The following is a 16,219-nucleotide window of genomic DNA, read 5'->3' on the forward strand; positions in this document are numbered from 1 at the left end:
CCGCCGCAGCGAAGGCGACGGGACACTTTGCTTTGAGCCGCTGGGGTTCAGCCTTCGCCCTTGGGCAAGGTGCTGGCATTGCCGTTGCGGATGGCGTGATAGCCGGGCGAGAGAATCTCCACCTCGGCGGCCGCGAAGCAATCCTGCAGCGCGGCCAACACGTCCGAGAGGGTGCGTCGGTAGAGATCCACGTCTTTGACGAAGGCGGTGAGCTCATAACTGATATGGAAGTCGTTAAGCGCGGTCTGCAGCACGAACGGTTCGATCTCCTCTGAAATTCCCGGTGCACTCCTGGCGGCCGAAAGCATCAGCTCATGCACTTTTCTCCACGGCACGTCGTAGCCGATGGTGATTGTGGTGGACAGGGCGACGGGAGTGCTCAACTCTCGCCGGGAGAAGCTGTAGTTGGTCACGGAGGCGGCAATCACCGCGGCATTGGGAATGCTCACCAGTTCGTTGCGTGGTGTGCGAATCCGGGTCACCAACAGATCCCGTTCCTGTACCAGTCCCACCACGCCATCGATCATCACCCGATCCCCCTCGGTGAAGGCGCGGGTGTAGATCAGCATCAGGCCGCTGATGATGTTGGAGGCGATCGCGCTGGAGCCGAGGGCGGCCAGCACGCCCACGAACAGGCCGGCACCCTGGAAGGCCTTGGTGCTGGTGCCGGGGATGTAGGGATAGGCGATCACCAGACCGCCCACCAGGATCAGAACGGCCGCGATCCGGCCCGTTGGCCGCGCCCACTCGGGGTAAAACCAGGCGAAGCGCAGGTGGCCGCGCTCCAGGGCGCGGAAGCAGAAGGTGCTGAGCCGCATCACGCCGATGGTGAGGGCCAGGATCAACACGATCGCGAGTAGATCCGGGATGGAACTCACCACCCCGTTGAAGACGGCACTCACCACGCTGAGCAGTTGTTCCCGCAGGCCTTCCGCCATGGCGCTGGTGGGTGGAAACAGTCCGAGCAGCAGAGGAATCAGCAGGTAGCTGATCAGCAGTAGCAGACCCCAGTGGACAAAGCGCAGGAGTAGGGTCAGAACTCGTGTGATCTGGGCTGTACTTAGAAGAGCATTGGTGCCGATCTGGAATCGACCTAGCCTGATTCCATCCAGTTGAGAAATGCTCTGCTGAAGGCGCGTATGCAATGCGGCTTGCCAGCGGATCCAGAGCACGTAAATTCCGAGCACCAGGAGAGCCAGTGCTGTGCCCCGCAACCAACTGGAGAGACTGTTGTTGCTGCGGTAAGAGCTGATGGCTCCCCGGAGCTGATCGCGGTAGCGGATGGCTAGTTGTTGACGGCTGAGATCAAAACACTGGGCGACCCGATCATCCACGGCCATCAGCCGCAGGAATGGATCTGAACCAGCTCCGCGGATGCCGATCAGGGTATAGGGATTGTCTTCCAGTACTTCAATCTGCTTGGGCTGCACTCTGTTGTTATCTGCCAGTTTCTTGAGCATGAAGCTGCCTCTGCGGGCCACGTCGGAGGGCTCCTGGGCGCCGATTGCCGAGCGAAGCTCGAGGACCTGGCGTCCTTCGAGGGTGAACCACACCGGTTTTGCGCTGCACCATGGCTTGCTGTCCGTGGCTGGAGCAGCAACTGTGGCGGTCGTTGACAGGCCCTCCATGCCACCCCAAACCAATAGCCCCGCCAACAGCCCCGCCGCCAGCGTCAGCCCCGCTCGTCCTGCCCGCCTCGGTGGCCGGGGTGCGATCAGGAGGGCATGGAACAGCCGAAACCAAGGACGCAGCCAAAACCTGACCATCGGTGGGATCTGGGGACGGTGGGGGAGCCGGACGACTCCTGAGTGGATCAGGTTTAGGAGAGTGGCGCTGCTGCGGGGCTGCTTGTTACGAATGGGCAACGGGCTTTGGCCCCGAATCTGACCAGTTTGCTGAGGTAAGATTGGGTACGTTTCTACTACCGCATGCTTCTAGACGGGCCCTGTCGAATGAATCGATCAGTTCGGTTCGCAACGGATCGGCTTGGTGGATGTGTTCTGGGGGTCTGGCTGATCACCACAGGTTTGCCTGGATGGACTGAGCCCTTGGAGGCACAACCCATCGAGGAGGCTCCGGCGGAGTCGCCCATGCCGGTCCCTGAGGAGGCCCGAATCGAGGCGGATCCAAAGGTCTGGGCGAGCACGGTTGAATTGTATGGATTTCTGCCGATTCGCCTGACCGGTACCACAACGATTCGGGGCTTCTCGGCCGACACGGATCTTGATCTCGGCGACTTGATCTCACGCCTCCAGTCGGCCACGTCTGCACGTGGCAGCGTTGAATATGGCCGCATCGGTCTGCTGACCGATCTCAGCTATGCCCGGGTCGGGGATCAGACCACTCGCACCACCAGTCGGGGGCGTTTCACCGGGCAGGGGTCGCTCACCGCCATTCAGGGGATGTATGACCTGGCCCTCCGCTACCGCTTCGGTGCGCCGGAATCCGCGATCGGCAAGCCGGGGGCTTACAGCGTGATTCCCTATGCCGGGATTCGGCTGCTCCAGGCCAACCTGGATGTCTCGGCTCAGGTGCGTGGCAATGGTGACCGTGGGCTGCGTGTGGAACGGGAGGGCAGCTTCGGCCGAACCTGGGTGCAACCTCTGGTGGGTACCCAGGCCACGGTGTTTCTCTCGCCGAAGCTGCGCGCCTTCGCCCGTGCCGATTTGGGGGGCTGGGGGCTCTCCGGCGCCAGGGATCTATCCGGCAATGCCCAGGTGGGCCTTGGCTATGCGGTGGGCAACAATACGGATCTCAATGTCTCCTGGCGTTATCTGGGGATTGACTACGACAACGGCGCCAGCAGTCGAGCCAGTGGGTATACCAGTTATCAGAACGGTGTCGAGGTGGGCCTGAAGTTCTTCTTCTGAAAGGGCCTCACACCACGGTTTCTTGCTTGATGGCGCCTCGTTGATGACTGCCGTTCAAACGTTCTACGAACGCCATCCCTATCCTGCGCCTCCGAAGGATCTCGATCGCCTCGTCGAGCTCTATCGCGATCCCTTGCGACGCCGGGTGATGTTTCGCCTGCTCTGGCCGACCCTTCCCTATCGGGCCTCCCGCACGATTCTGGTGGCAGGCTGCGGCACCTCCCAGGCTGCAGCGATCGCCCTGAGGGAGCCAGATGCAAGGGTGGTGGGGATCGACATCAGCGAAGCCAGCCTCTGCCATACACGCCTGCTTCAGCAGAAACACGGAATCACCAACCTGAAGCTCCATCAACTGCCGATTGAGCAGATTGGTGAGCTGAACCAGAGGTTTGATCAGATCATCTGCACCGGTGTGCTGCATCACTTGCCTGATCCTGACCAGGGATTGAAGGCGCTGCGGGATGCGCTGAATCCCCAGGGGGCCATGCAGTTGATGGTCTATGCCCTCTACGGACGATCGGGCCTCTACATGCTGCAGGACTATTGCCGTTTGCTGGACATCGGCAGTTCCGATCAGGACCTCGAGGCTCTCAGTGCCACGTTGCAGACGCTTCCCCCGCAGCATCCCCTCGCCAGTGTGATGCGCGCCACCAAGGACTTTCTGCATCCTGATGCGCTCGCCGACGCGCTCCTCCATCCCCAGGACCGGGCCTACAGCGTTCCCCAGTTGCATGCGTGGCTCGACCGATGCGGCATGGCCTTTGGCCGTTGGATGGAGCAGGCTCCCTATCTGCCCCAGTGTGGTGTGGTGGCGCAGACACCCCATGCTGCGCAGCTGGGAGCGCTGCCGTCTCCGTCCCAGCATGCGGCGGTGGAACTGTTCCGGGGAACGATCACCAAGCACTATTTCACGGCTTTTCGGCAGGAGGATGCTGGAATCAACCGGCCCGATCCCCTGGCTCCGCAGCAGCGTTCTCGCCGTGATGATGGCTGGAGAGGTCTGATCCCGCTTCGGATTCCCTGGACGCTGAAGGTACGGGAGCGACTTCCAGCTGGTGCAACGGCGATCCTGCTCAACCAGGCCCATACCTGCTCTGATCTGATCCTCCCGATCGACAGCGACCAGGCCAGTTTGTTGGGCGCAATCGATGGGGAGCGAACCCTGGGCGAGATTGTGCAGACGGCGAAGATGGCTAGCGGTGAGAAGCGGGCCCTTCGTTTCTTCAGGCGCCTTTGGCAGTATGACCAGATTGTGTTCGATGGATCACCCAGCAAAGACGCCCCCAACTGAAGTGTCTGCCCCCCTTGGGGATGACTCAGCTCAGCGGGCTGTTTGTTCGGCGCGCCAACAGATTCAGGAGAATAGTGGAGAACACCAGGCTGATCAATGTGTACGACAGCACGGCAGGAATCAGCCCTTGAATGGTTGACCCATAAACCACGGCAAGCTGAGCTGCCAGTCCCAGGTTCCTTGTGCTCGTCACCAAAGCGACAACTGGTCGTTCGTTCGGTCCAGGCCCGGCCAAGCCATAGCCGATGCCGAAGCTGATCACGACCATGGCGATCATGAAGACAAGGCCGAGACTATTCTTCGTCAGGAATGGAATCAGGTCGCCGCTTGTCATCACAAGTAACACCACGATCATCAGCACCAGCAGCGCCGTGGCCACTTTGTTGATGGTGCTGCTCCATCGCTCTGCCCATGCGGGTCTCCAGGTTTTCACCAGCAGCCCCGCTGCCAGCGGTATCAGTTGAACCCGGGTGACCTGCAGGGCGACTTCAACCGGGCTGATGTTCCACCCCGTCACCGGTTTGATCGCGGTGAACAGTTGCGCCAGCAAGGGAATTGTGATAATCGCCACTATGGCTGCCGATACCTGAATCCGGGCCGCCAGCTCGGCAGATCTGCTCTGCGCACTCGCCCGACGCAGTGCCAGAGGGGCGCTCGGGCAGATCACCATCAGAGCAATGGCGAACTTGGCCGCGGTGGAAAGATCTTCCGCCACAGGAAGCTCCAGCAGCAGAAGCCCTGTGAGGGGAACCAGCAGGCAGGTGCCGATCAGGATCCGGCTGAGCACACCGGGGTGATGCCGCGTCAAGGCGAATGAGGATCCGTGCAGCCCCAGCCCCAGGGCAAACATGACCGTAAAGATGGTGGCACTCACCAACCAGGTGATGATGGGAGGCATGGTGAATGATGCAGCAGAACTGAAGTGTTACGAGGCGGCCTGAGGTTTCAGCTCATCATCGGGAGACAGAGGCTCCGGAAATCAACAGGGCCAGGGCAACGATGCCGATCAGAGTCAGTGCGACAGCCGTGAAGATGGCGATCGATGTCTGATTGACATAAACGAAGTCGTCACGCATCAATCGTTTAAGCACGCGCAGGTGCTGGCGAGTTGCCGCTGCCATCGCCAGAATGCCTGTGAGTACGAATCCGATTGCCACCAATCGCACACTCATGCTGGCATGGGAGCTGCCTTCAAAGCGCGAGCGCTCGATGGCGCCGATGATCTTGTCGAGGCCGAACCCGAAACTGATCAGCGACAGGCAGGTGCGGATCCAGGCCATCATGGTGCGCTCGGCGGCTGCCCGGCTGCGCTCCTTGGCTAGTTCGTTGTTGAGATTGGCGGTCATTTTGATTCCTGGCCGAGAACCGTTGCCAGCTTTCTGGTGTTGTCTTCAAAAGTTTGCTCTGCTTCAAGTTCCCTCGCCAGAAAGATATTCAGGAAGGTTCTGATCACGGCAATGGTGGCTAATTGGATCAGGTTTTGCTTTGATGGTGTCGTGGTTGTAGCCACGATGTCGGCCCCCAGCTGAAATTCCAATGCTAAAGACAGCCAGCTGCCGAAGGTTAGACGAGCTCGATTTAATGATCTCTGGTCTTGGCGGCGCTTGACGCGATGGCGAAATCCCTGCGGCCAGAATCCCTGCAGCAACGTGATCACCAAGCCAGTGGCCACGCACAACACCGACAGAAACTCCAGGCATAGCCGCAGCGTTTCTGCGATCTGATTCATCCCCATCTTCATCAGGGTTGTCAGCGCCACTGATCAGCTCCGCACGATGCAGCGAAAGCCCATATGACACGTCGAGGTATCGATGCCCTGGGCCATGCGCGCCGCCGGTCGATAGCGGCGGCAATAACTGGGGGCGCAAAGGAACGAGCCCCCTTTGACCACCTTGCGGGGAATGCCCAGGTGCTGGGAGGTGGGGTCAATGCTGGCCTCGCGGGAGCCGCCCCTGGGGTTGGGGATGGTGCAGCAGCCCTCTTTCGGCTGTCGCTGATGGCGTTGGATCTCGGCATCGGCACCGTGGTGCTGATACCAATCCACGGTCCATTCCCAGACGTTGCCGATGCAGTCAGACAGGCCGTAGCCATTGGCGGGGAATGCCCCCACCGGGGAGGTGCGCTCGTAGCCGTCTTCGCGGGTGTTTTGGTGAGGAAACTCCCCTTGCCAGGTGTTGGCGAGCATGCGGCCGCCCGGATGGAGCTCGCTCCCCCAGGCGAACTCGACCTGATCCAACCCGCCGCGGGCGGCCCGCTCCCACTCGGCCTCGGTGGGAAGTTGTTTACCGATCCAGGTGGCGTAGGCCTGCGCGTCTTCATAGGCCACGTGCACCACAGGATGGTGTTCACGCCCCTTGATCGAGCTGCCCGGTCCTTCGGGATGGCGCCAGTTGGCGCCGGGCTGGTAGGTCCACCAGCGGTAGGGATCTCCTGTCCCCACAGGCCGATCTGGCGGTGCGAACACAATCGAGGACGGTTGCAGCATCGCCGGGTCGGCGCCGGGATAGTCGGCCGGATCGGCCGGCCGTTCGGCCAGGGTGATGTGGCCGGTGGCCTTCACGAACTTCTGGAACTGGGTGTTGGTGACCAGGGTTCGGTCGATCCAGAACCCCTCCACGGTCACCCGGTGGGCCGGAGCCTCCTCGGGGTAGTGATCATCGGAGCCCATCCAGAAGGCGCCCCCCGGAATCCACACCATGTCACGGGCCGGGGGGCGACCGGGTTGGTTTTTCCCGGGCTGCATGGTGCTGGTCTGGCGGGTGGTTCTGGCCAAGTGGAGCAATAAGAGAGGGGCGATGTGTCAGGGCCGTTGAAGCCGGAGTCGCTGATGACATGGCCGCTGAAGACAGGCCTGCTGTGAAGACAGTGGCCCAGGTGGAAACGGGCCCTGACGGCAATGGCCGGCCTCAGGAACTTCCGAGGGTGGAGGTGATCTTGTCCATTGCATCGCTCACCGTGAAGCTGGCCGCCTTCTGGCGGGGTGGGAAGGCCTTGAGGGTTTCCAGGGCCTCAGCCACCCTCGCCTGGGCGGGAATCAGCAGGAAGACATGGTCGAGCAGCCAGTCAAAATAGGTGTTGGAGGTGATGTCGGCCCGCTCATAGGGATCGGTGAGCAGATTGAAGATCTTGGGGATGCGCAACACGGTGAAAGGCTCCATCCAGATCTGCAGAGTGCCGGTGGCACGCTGCTCCATGAACACGATCTTCCAGTTGTCGTAGCGCATGGCCGTGAGATCACCGTCGTCGGAGAAGTAGAAGTATTCAATCCGAGGGCTGGTGTCCGTTTTTCCGGTCCAGTAGTCGAGCATGTTGTAGCCATCCAGGTGCACCTTGAAGGTCTTGTTGCCAACCTGGTAGCCCTCGAGGCACTTCTGCTTGATCTCCGGTTCGCCGGCGGCCGCCAGGATCGTGGGCAGCCAGTCGAGATGGCTGACGATGCCGGTCAGCAGGGTGCCGGCTTCAATGTGGCCGGGCCATCGCACCAGGCACGGCACCCGGTAGGCCCCTTCCCAGTTGGAATTCTTCTCGTTGCGGAAGGGGGTCATGCCGGCATCGGGCCAGCTGTTCATGTGGGGACCGTTGTCGGTGCTGTACATCACGATCGTGTCGTCGCTGATGCCCAGCTCATCGAGCAGATCGAGCATCTCGCCGATGCACTGATCGTGGTAGATCATCACGTCGTGATACTCCGACTGCCAGCGTCCTGAACGGCCGATGTCCTGAGGACGGGCATGGGTGCGGAAGTGCATGTGGGTGGTGTTGAACCACACGAAGAAGGGCTCGCCGGAGGCCACTGCATCCCTGATGAAGCGCTTGGCCTCCTTCATGAACTCTTCGTCGGCTGTCTCCATCCGCTTCCTGGTGAGCGGACCGGTGTTCTCGATGCGCTGGGTGCCGTCGCCATTCGCCCAGCAGTGCAACACGCCGCGGGGGCCGAAGTTCTTGCGAAAGTTGGGATAATCCGATTCAGGGGGATAGTCGCGCAGCTCCGGCTCTTCTTCGGCATTGAGGTGATAGAGGTTGCCGAAGAATTCGTCGAAGCCGTGCATCGTGGGCAGGTATTCATCCCGATCCCCGAAGTGGTTCTTGCCGAACTGACCGGTGCGATAACCCTGGGGCTTGAGCAGCTCGGCGATGGTGGGATCTTCGTCCTGGTAGCCCACCTTGGCGCCGGGCAGACCCACCTTGCTGAGGCCGGTGCGGAGCACGCTCTGGCCGGAGATGAAGGCTGCCCGGCCGGCGGTGCAGCTCTGCTCGGCGTAGTAGTGGATGAAGCGGGCTCCCTCTTTGGCCACCCGGTCGATGTTGGGGGTCTGGTACCCCATCAGCCCATCGCTGTAGCAGCTGAGGTTGCTCTGGCCGATGTCGTCGCCCCAGAGGATCAGGACGTTGGGCTTTCCGTTGGGCATGGCTGTCGCTCAGGGGCGCGGGAGAGGGCGTCTAAAACACCACTGACCCATGGTGCAGAGGGTGGCAAGCTTGGGGCACTCAAAAAGTGCAAGCCTTCATGGATCGGCCGCGTTCGTTCGACGGGGTTGAACAGCTGGCCGTTCATCTCTCAGAGGCCGGCCTGGATCTGCAGATCTGCCAGCTGTCTGATGGCCCCATGCGCGGACAGTTGGCCCTGAGGCGGCTCGGACCTCTGCGGCTGATGCGGTTACAGCTCAACCGCAGGCTCCATGTCGCTGGACCGAAGCCCGCTGATCAGCAGGTGCTGGCCCTCGATCTCACCCAGAGCCCTGGCCCCAGCCTTACTCCGCTGCGGGCGCATGGTGTGGCCGTGGGTCCCGACATGCTGTTCGGTCTCGATGTTCGCTCGGACGTTCACCTCTCCACGCCGGAAGTTCTGGATCTTGGTGTGATCCTGTTGCAGCCCAGTCGTTTGAAACGCTCCAGCACCGACCTCGGCTGGGCTGATATCGAAGCCACCGGTCTTGCGTCGAATTGCCTCGCGATCAGCCCCGAACGCCATCGTCGTCTGCGAGGGTTCCTGCTGGCCCTGCTGACCAGCCCCGTGCCGCCGCCCGAAGGGCTCAGCCGCGACCTGCTGCCCCTGGTGCTGGAGGCGATGGTTCAGGGCTCCAGCTGCCAGGCCAGCCTCCTCCCAGCTCCCACCAGGCTTGAGCTGGTCAAGCAGGCCCAGCAGTGGGTGCGGGAGCATCCCCAGGAGCCGATCACGCTCGATGCCCTCTGCCGCCAGCTTCATGCTGGCCGCCGCAGCCTGCTCCAGGGTTTCCAGGAGCATCTCGGCATGGGACCGATGGCTTACATCAAGTTGCATCGCCTGCATGGCATCCGGCGCGAGCTGCTGACGGCCGATCCCCGGGCGGTGACGATCGGTGGCCTGGCCCTGCGCTGGGGCTTTCTCAACGCGGGGCATTTCGCCCGCGACTACCGCCGCCTGTTCGGCGAGCTTCCCAGCCAGACCCTGGCTGGGGGCGGTTAGCGCCCATCAACTGTTCGCCTTCGCCTGGACTGGCTGACGGTTCAGCGTCTGCAGCAAGGGAATCGACAGCACCACGGTGACCAGCACGTAAACGAGGATGGCAATCTTGATGGCTGGCATCTCAGGGGCATAGGTGCCGGCAAACAGCAGGGCCAGACCCGGGTTGCGCATCGAGGTCACCAGGGAGACTGTGATCCGCTCGTGACGTGCGGCTCCCGCGAGGCCATAGCCCAGCCCCAGGCAAAGCGCCACCAGGGTTGCCATCAATCCCAGGGCGATCCAGTTGGCGGTCACGAAGGGAAGGAGCAGGGGGCCCGTGGTGACTAGTACCACGGCCAGCAGCAGAACCAGGAGGGCGTTGGCGAGCTTGTCGAGCGGCCCTTGCCACTGCTGCGCCAATTGCGGCCAGCGCTGGCGCAGCACCAACCCCAGCAGCAGAGGCAGCACCTGGGACAGGCCCACCTGCTGGGCCACTTCCTGGGGGCCCAGATCCCAGCTTTGAACCGCGAAGGCGGCCCGATACACATCCGCCAGAACGGGGATCGAGACGATCGCGGTCACGGCGGCGCCGACCTGCAGCACCGCAGCCAGTTCCCGGTCGCCCCCCCTTCTTGCCAGCCTTGCGCAGGGTCAGAGGTGCGCTCGGGCAGATCGCCATCAAGGCGATGGCCAGGCGAGCCGGTGTGGAGAGGGCGGCGCTGATCGGCAGCAGCAGCAGCCCGAGGGCGATCAGGGGCACCACCACGCAGGAGCCCACCAGCACACGGGCGAACAGGACCGGTCGTTCAAGGATTGCCCCGAAGGCCTGGGGCTGCAGGCCCATTCCCAGGGCGAACATGATCGTGAACAGGGTGATGGTGGCGATCATTCAGCTTCAGCTTGGAAGGGCCGAGGGTGATCGGCAGCGGCGTCAACCTAAATTCCCCACCCTTTCCTGCCGAGTAGAGAGCATCGCGTCAGACTCCGGCCAGCGGTGATCCGTCAATGGCTTCGCTCCCCCGATGGTCCGCCGAGTGCGTTCTGGACGCCCGCGCGCTGCTGGGTGAGGGGCCGACCTGGTGGGCCGAGGCCAATCGTCTGCTCTGGGTGGATATCGAGGCAGGTCGGGTTGGTCTGTTTGACGTGGAGACCCGGGACAATCGCTGGCTCGATCTCGGCACCATGGTCGGTTGTGTGGTCCCCACGGAGCGGGGAGATCTGCTGGTGGCCTGCGCCAACGGCTTCCACCGACTCGATCCCAGCTCCGGCCAGCTCACGGTGCTGCACGATCAGGAACTCCAGCAACCCCTGAACCGATTCAACGACGGCAAGTGCGACCCCTGGGGCCGCTTCTGGGCTGGCTCGATGGCCCTGGATTTCACCCCGGGGGCTGGCGCCTTGTGGTGCCTGGAGCCGTCGCTGCAGAGTCGGTGCCTGGTGCCCAACCTCAGCATTGCGAATGGACTGGCCTGGGACCTGGAGGCGTCTTGTCTCTATCTGATCGATTCCCCCACCCTGCAGGTGGTGGCCTATCCCCTCACTCCAGATGGTGAGCTTGCCGGACCAGCTCAATCCTGCCTGCAGATTCCCTCCGACTGGAACGCCCTGCCCGATGGCATGACCATCGATCAGGAGGGCATGCTCTGGGTCGCCCTGTACGGCGGTTCGGCCGTGACCCGCTGGAACCCCCGCAGCGGCGATTGCATCGGGATCGTCGATCTGCCCTGCAGCCAGGTCACCTCCTGCTGCTTTGGAGGCCCGTCCCTCGATCGTCTGTTCATCACCACGGCGCGTCGTGGCCTCGGGGCCGAGGTCTGTGCCCAGCAGCCCTTGGCTGGAGGCCTGTTCTGCGTGGATGTGGGGGTGTGCGGCTCCGCGGCGGATCGCTTCGCCGGCTGATCGCTTTGCCGGCTGATGGATCAGATCGATCCGAGCCCAAGACAAAAAAAAGCCCTTCTCCTGAGGAGAAGGGCCCGAAAGGCGATCGATGATTCGAATGCCTGTTGGATAGAGGCTTAGCCTCAGCCGATCGAAGGAGCCATCAGAGCCACCGGGGTGGCTTCAGCTGCGGCCAGATCGAGGGGGAAGTTGTGAGCGTTGCGCTCGTGCATCACTTCCATGCCCAGACCAGCGCGGTTCAGCACATCAGCCCAGGTGTTCACCACGCGGCCCTGGCCGTCGAGGATCGACTGGTTGAAGTTGAAACCGTTCAGGTTGAAGGCCATCGTGCTCACGCCCAGGGCGGTGAACCAGATGCCGACCACAGGCCAGGCGGCCAGGAAGAAGTGGAGGCTGCGGCTGTTGTTGAAGGAGGCGTATTGGAAGATCAGGCGACCGAAGTAACCGTGGGCAGCCACGATGTTGTAGGTCTCTTCTTCCTGGCCGAACTTGTAGCCATAGTTCTGGCTCTCGCTCTCGGTGGTTTCACGCACCAGCGACGAGGTCACCAGGGAGCCGTGCATGGCGGAGAACAGGCTGCCGCCGAACACACCGGCCACACCCAGCATGTGGAAGGGGTGCATCAGGATGTTGTGCTCGGCCTGGAACACCAGCATGTAGTTGAAGGTGCCCGAGATGCCGAGGGGCATGCCGTCAGAGAAGGAACCCTGACCGAAGGGGTAGATCAGGAAAACGGCGCTGGCAGCGGCCACGGGGGCGCTGTAGGCGACGCAGATCCAGGGGCGCATGCCGAGGCGGTAGGACAGTTCCCACTCGCGGCCCATGTAGGCGAAGACGCCGATCAGGAAGTGGAACACCACCAGCTGGTAAGGACCGCCGTTGTACAGCCACTCGTCGAGGCTGGCGGCTTCCCAGATGGGGTAGAAGTGCAGGCCGATGGCGTTGCTGGAGGGAACAACAGCACCGGAGATGATGTTGTTGCCGTAGATCAGGCTGCCGGCAACGGGCTCACGGATGCCGTCGATGTCGACGGGGGGAGCGGCGATGAAGGCAACGATGAAACAGATGGTGGCGCTCAGCAGCGTCGGGATCATCAGCACACCGAACCAGCCCACATAGAGGCGGTTGTTGGTGGAGGTGACCCACTCGCAAAACTGATTCCACGCAGAAGCGCCTTGGCGCTGCTGGAGAGTGGTGGTCATGAGAACAGGGGTTGGTAATCCAGGGCCTGGAGGCTCCGGAAGAGGTATGGACGGATTTCCGTTGAGGGGAAACCCTCCACAGAGGCGATCCGCCTGTGCATGAGCGTAAAGGAATGTTGCGGATCTGTAAAGGGGGGTTCATGAAGTTTCTGGCTGGGGCGGCTTCCCCTCCCTCTGCCCCTGGGCTGGCCCCCTCGCCCTCCGGTCGTGCTTGTTAGCGTCCACCCCGGTCAACCATTGACCCCGCCGGAGCCGGATCGGAGTGAGCACCCTGCCTGATCGGAGCGCCCCGAGCCAGCACCGGGTGTTGCTGGTGCGACTGCCCTGCAACCCCATCTTCCCGATCGGGCCCATCTACCTGGCCGATCACCTGCACAAGGTTTTCCCGGGGCTGCCGCAGCGCATTCTTGATCTGGCGGCCTTGCCGGTGCTGGATGTGGAGCGGGTGCTGCTCCACACGATTGAGGCCTTCCGCCCCACCCTGCTGGTGTTCTCCTGGCGAGACATTCAGATCTATGCGCCGGTGGACGGCCGTGGCGGCAATCCGCTGCAGAATTCCTTTGAGGTGTTCTACGCCCGCAATCCCATGCGGAGGCTGCGCGGTGCCATGGGCGGCCTGCGGCTGATGGGTGCCTTCTACGGCGAGCTGTGGCGCAACCTGCGGCTGGTGCGTCGCGGGTTGCGGCGGGCGCGGCGCTTTGCGCCCGAGGCCCGTGCCGTGATCGGTGGCGGCGCTGTGAGTGTGTTTTACGAGCAGCTGGGCCGCAGCCTCCCCCGGGGCACGGTGGTGTCCGTGGGGGAGGGCGAGCCCCTGCTGGAGAAGCTGCTGCGGGGGGACTCCCTCAGCGGCGAGCGCTGTTATGTGGTGGGTGAGGCGCCAAGGCCTGGTCTGATTCACGAGCAGCCGCGGAGCTTGAGCAAGACCGCCTGCGACTACGCCTACATCGAAACGATCTGGCCCCAGCTGAACTGGTATCTGGAAGGGGGCGATTTCTACGTGGGGGTGCAGACCAAGCGCGGCTGTCCCCACAACTGCTGCTATTGCGTTTACACCGTGGTGGAAGGCAAGGCGGTGCGGGTGAACCCGGTGGAGGAGGTGGTGCGGGAGATGCGGCAGCTCTACGACCGGGGCGTTCGCGGTTTCTGGTTCACCGACGCCCAGTTCATCCCCGCCCGCCGCTACATCGAAGACGCCAAGCAGCTGCTGCGGGCGATCCAGGCCAATGGCATGACCGACATCCGCTGGGCCGCCTACATCCGTGCCGACAACATCGATGCCGAGCTGGCGGAGCTGATGGTGGCCACCGGCATGGACTACTTCGAGATCGGTATCACCTCCGGATCCCAGGAGTTGGTGCGCAAGATGCGCATGGGCTACAACCTGCGCACTGTTTTAGAGAACTGCCGCCTGCTGGCCCGGGCCGGCTTCCGCGAGCATGTATCGGTGAATTATTCGTTCAACGTGATCGATGAGCGGCCCGAGACGATCCGCCAGACCGTGGCTTACCACCGCGAACTGGAGCGGATCTTCGGCGCCGACAAGGTGGAGCCAGCCATCTTCTTCATCGGCCTGCAGCCCCACACCCATCTCGAGCAGTATGGCTTCGAGCAGGGCCTGATTCAGCCGGGCTACGACCCGATGAGCATGCTCCCCTGGACGGCCCGCAAGCTGCTCTGGAACCCCGAGCCGATGGGCAGCACGTTCGGCCGGATCTGTCTGGAGGCCTTTGAACGCAACCCCGCTGATTTCGGTCGCACCGTGATGGCCCTGCTGGAGCGCGACTACGGCACCGCTCCCCTGGAGGAGGCACTGCATGCGCCGGTGGAAGGGCGTCGGGCCATGGCCACCGCCACCCATTGATGCTGCCGTCGTCACAGCCTCAGGGCCTGGTTGACACCGTCTGTCTTTAGGGCGCCTCGAAAAATTAGCTGTTTCCCAGTGTTCTTCAGGCATGCAAAAAGCCGCCAATGGCGGCATGCAGCAGAATTTTGTATCGGCGAGTGAGCTTTTTACTGCGCTATCGGACACTCCTTCGAGGATTCATGCCACCACTGGTTCATGGCTGATGCGCTGAAGATAGCGAAGGAAGTTGACGGCCAGATTCTTGAGCCCCCACCATGCCTCGTTCCTTGCCAGCCCAATCTTTCGCGTCAGCTTCCCACCCATTGACATTGTCATGCAGCCGAAGACATGCTCCACACACGCTCTGATGGCTGACTTGACGCGATTTAGGTCCTTGGCGGCGTCGCTGAGCGGGTGATTGCGAGCGCCCTTTTCGTGGATCAAGCTTTCGAAGCGCCCCAAGCTCAGCAGATCTTCAAAGCACTCACCTGAATAAGCTGAGTCTGCCCAGACATAATCATGTTCATTCTCCGGATCCAGCAGCCGTGGAAGCATCTGACTGTCATGAATATTGGCAGGTGTAATGGCATATCGGCGGATAAAGCCATGGTCGACGTCAATGCAGATGCTGTTCTTGTAACCGAAGTAGTTGATGCCGTTCTTTTTAACCCAGCGAGCGTCTAGATCCTTCTGCCGCAGGCGATCTGGGTTTTCTTCCCAGCCTTCCGGCAGCCTACCTGCTTTGATTTCCTTGTTCTCGTCACGGGTGTTGCGCTGTTTGGGGACAGGTACGAGAGTCGCATCAATAATCTGACCACCACGGGCTTGGAGTCCCTGTGAGCGGAGGTATGCCTCGAGCATCTCGAAGAGCTCCTCAATCACTCCTGCTTTGCGCAGCCTTTCCCTGAACAAGGCGACTGTGGTTGCATCAGGAATGCTGTTCATCACACCCAGCCCGACAAACTCCTCAAAGGAATGCCTGTCATTCACCTGGAACTCAAACTCATCATCGCTGAGGTTAAATAGCTGCTGGAGAACAAGCATCTTGAAAAGGATCAGCGGATCAATCCGCTTACGCCCTGCATTGCTCTTGCGATCCTGCGCGTATCCTTGGTCAAGTATCGGCTGGAATTTTTCCCATGGGATCGAATCAGACAGCCGCTAGAGAACCGGCTTCTTCTCTTGGAGCTTTGCGACCCTATGCTGTTCGTCCCAAAACCCTCTTTTGCCCACCGCTGGCATGCAGTCTGATTTCCTGATTCTATCGCTATTCCATCGTAATCAACCAGCTTGCTGATTTTTCGAGGTGCCCTTGGTCACTGATCTGGCCCCTGATCTCCAGATTCAGGGAAGTCCAGATCATCTGATTCGATTGTTTTTGAATCTGCTGGATAATGCTGTGAAACACACCCCCGCTTCGGGAGCTGTCACCGTGACAGCTGTTGCTCAGCGGGGCTCCGTTCAGGTCAGCGTGAGTGATACCGGGCCTGGCATCTCTGCAGAGCATCTGCCCCATTTATTTCAACGCTTTTACCGCGTTGAAAAGTCGCGTTCCCGCGCGATGGGAGGCACAGGTCTGGGTTTGGCGATTGCCCAGGAAATCGTCCATCGTTATCATGGAACCATTGCAGCCCAGAGCCAGCCCGGGGAGGGCACAACCTTGAGGGTCAGCTTTCCCAGGTAAGTCCA

At 61.7% G+C, this 16,219-nt stretch carries 15 protein-coding genes; 6 read left to right on the forward strand and 9 right to left on the reverse strand.

Going from position 1 to position 16,219, the window contains the following annotated elements:
* Positions 1–47 precede the first annotated feature (47 nt).
* Entirely contained in the window at positions 48–1,430 is a 1,383-nt protein-coding gene (locus H8F24_RS07975; protein WP_231598182.1) for a mechanosensitive ion channel family protein, read from the reverse strand.
* A 618-nt stretch (positions 1,431–2,048) separates the two neighbouring features.
* On the opposite strand from H8F24_RS07975, the gene H8F24_RS07980 reads away from it, so the two are divergent.
* Together H8F24_RS07980 and H8F24_RS07985 are read left to right on the forward strand one after the other, a co-directional pair.
* A complete protein-coding gene (locus H8F24_RS07980; protein WP_231598183.1) occupies positions 2,049–2,870 on the forward strand; it encodes a hypothetical protein in 822 nt (273 codons plus the stop codon).
* Positions 2,871–2,913: 43 nt separating this feature from the next.
* Positions 2,914–4,161 carry a bifunctional 2-polyprenyl-6-hydroxyphenol methylase/3-demethylubiquinol 3-O-methyltransferase UbiG gene (locus H8F24_RS07985; protein ID WP_197171679.1) on the forward strand — a complete coding sequence of 416 codons (1,248 nt, stop codon included), beginning with the start codon at positions 2,914–2,916 and terminating at the stop codon, positions 4,159–4,161.
* Positions 4,162–4,186: 25 nt separating this feature from the next.
* Here the strand turns inward: H8F24_RS07985 and H8F24_RS07990 are convergent, their stop codons facing one another.
* The 5 genes from H8F24_RS07990 to H8F24_RS08010 all read right to left on the reverse strand — a co-directional run bounded on the left by H8F24_RS07990 (position 4,187) and on the right by H8F24_RS08010 (position 8,570).
* Positions 4,187–5,059 carry a bile acid:sodium symporter family protein gene (locus H8F24_RS07990; protein WP_197171681.1) on the reverse strand — a complete coding sequence of 291 codons (873 nt, stop codon included), beginning with the start codon at positions 5,057–5,059 and terminating at the stop codon, positions 4,187–4,189.
* 55 nt (positions 5,060–5,114) lie between these two features.
* Positions 5,115–5,507, reverse strand: a complete 393-nt coding sequence (locus H8F24_RS07995; RefSeq protein ID WP_197157172.1) for a YidH family protein — start codon at positions 5,505–5,507, stop codon at positions 5,115–5,117.
* Complete coding sequence (locus tag H8F24_RS08000) at positions 5,504–5,920, reverse strand: DUF1622 domain-containing protein (protein WP_370594664.1); 417 nt, start codon at positions 5,918–5,920, stop codon at positions 5,504–5,506. Before H8F24_RS08000 ends, H8F24_RS07995 begins: the two co-directional genes overlap by 4 nt.
* 3 nt (positions 5,921–5,923) lie before the next feature.
* A complete protein-coding gene (locus H8F24_RS08005; protein ID WP_370594663.1) occupies positions 5,924–6,934 on the reverse strand; it encodes a formylglycine-generating enzyme family protein in 1,011 nt (336 codons plus the stop codon).
* 133 nt (positions 6,935–7,067) lie between these two features.
* Positions 7,068–8,570, reverse strand: a complete 1,503-nt coding sequence (locus H8F24_RS08010) for an arylsulfatase (RefSeq protein WP_197171683.1) — start codon at positions 8,568–8,570, stop codon at positions 7,068–7,070.
* Positions 8,571–8,767: 197 nt separating this feature from the next.
* Here H8F24_RS08010 and H8F24_RS20025 point away from each other — a divergent pair, with 197 nt between their 5' ends.
* A complete protein-coding gene (locus tag H8F24_RS20025) occupies positions 8,768–9,607 on the forward strand; it encodes a helix-turn-helix domain-containing protein (RefSeq protein WP_304623209.1) in 840 nt (279 codons plus the stop codon).
* 6 nt (positions 9,608–9,613) lie between these two features.
* Here the strand turns inward: H8F24_RS20025 and H8F24_RS08020 are convergent, their stop codons facing one another.
* Positions 9,614–10,189, reverse strand: coding sequence for a bile acid:sodium symporter (locus tag H8F24_RS08020; RefSeq protein WP_231598184.1), 576 nt, complete (start codon positions 10,187–10,189; stop codon positions 9,614–9,616).
* 402 nt (positions 10,190–10,591) lie between these two features.
* On the opposite strand from H8F24_RS08020, the gene H8F24_RS08025 reads away from it, so the two are divergent.
* On the forward strand, positions 10,592–11,485 hold the full coding sequence (locus H8F24_RS08025) for an SMP-30/gluconolactonase/LRE family protein (RefSeq protein WP_197171685.1): 894 nt from the start codon (positions 10,592–10,594) through the stop codon (positions 11,483–11,485).
* 122 nt (positions 11,486–11,607) lie between these two features.
* Here H8F24_RS08025 and psbA read toward each other — a convergent pair whose 3' ends face one another.
* The gene (gene psbA / locus H8F24_RS08030; RefSeq protein WP_197156957.1) at positions 11,608–12,687 is read right to left on the reverse strand and encodes a photosystem II q(b) protein; all 1,080 of its coding nucleotides are present in this window, start codon (positions 12,685–12,687) and stop codon (positions 11,608–11,610) included.
* Positions 12,688–12,949: 262 nt separating this feature from the next.
* Here psbA and H8F24_RS08035 point away from each other — a divergent pair, with 262 nt between their 5' ends.
* Positions 12,950–14,548: a photosystem II high light acclimation radical SAM protein gene (locus tag H8F24_RS08035; RefSeq protein ID WP_231598185.1), complete on the forward strand. Its 1,599-nt coding sequence runs from the start codon at positions 12,950–12,952 to the stop codon at positions 14,546–14,548.
* Positions 14,549–14,728: 180 nt separating this feature from the next.
* On the opposite strand, the gene H8F24_RS08040 is transcribed toward H8F24_RS08035, so the two are convergent.
* On the reverse strand, positions 14,729–15,688 hold the full coding sequence (locus tag H8F24_RS08040) for an IS5 family transposase (protein ID WP_370594819.1): 960 nt from the start codon (positions 15,686–15,688) through the stop codon (positions 14,729–14,731).
* Between the two features lie 154 nt (positions 15,689–15,842).
* Between H8F24_RS08040 and H8F24_RS08045 the strand changes: the two genes are divergently transcribed.
* Positions 15,843–16,214 (forward strand): cell wall metabolism sensor histidine kinase WalK, encoded by a 372-nt coding sequence (locus H8F24_RS08045; protein WP_197171687.1) that lies wholly within the window; start codon positions 15,843–15,845, stop codon positions 16,212–16,214.
* Positions 16,215–16,219: the final 5 nt, after the last annotated feature.

It is taken from the genome of Synechococcus sp. CBW1002, from assembly GCF_015840915.1.
GTDB lineage: Bacteria > Cyanobacteriota > Cyanobacteriia > PCC-6307 > Cyanobiaceae > CBW1002.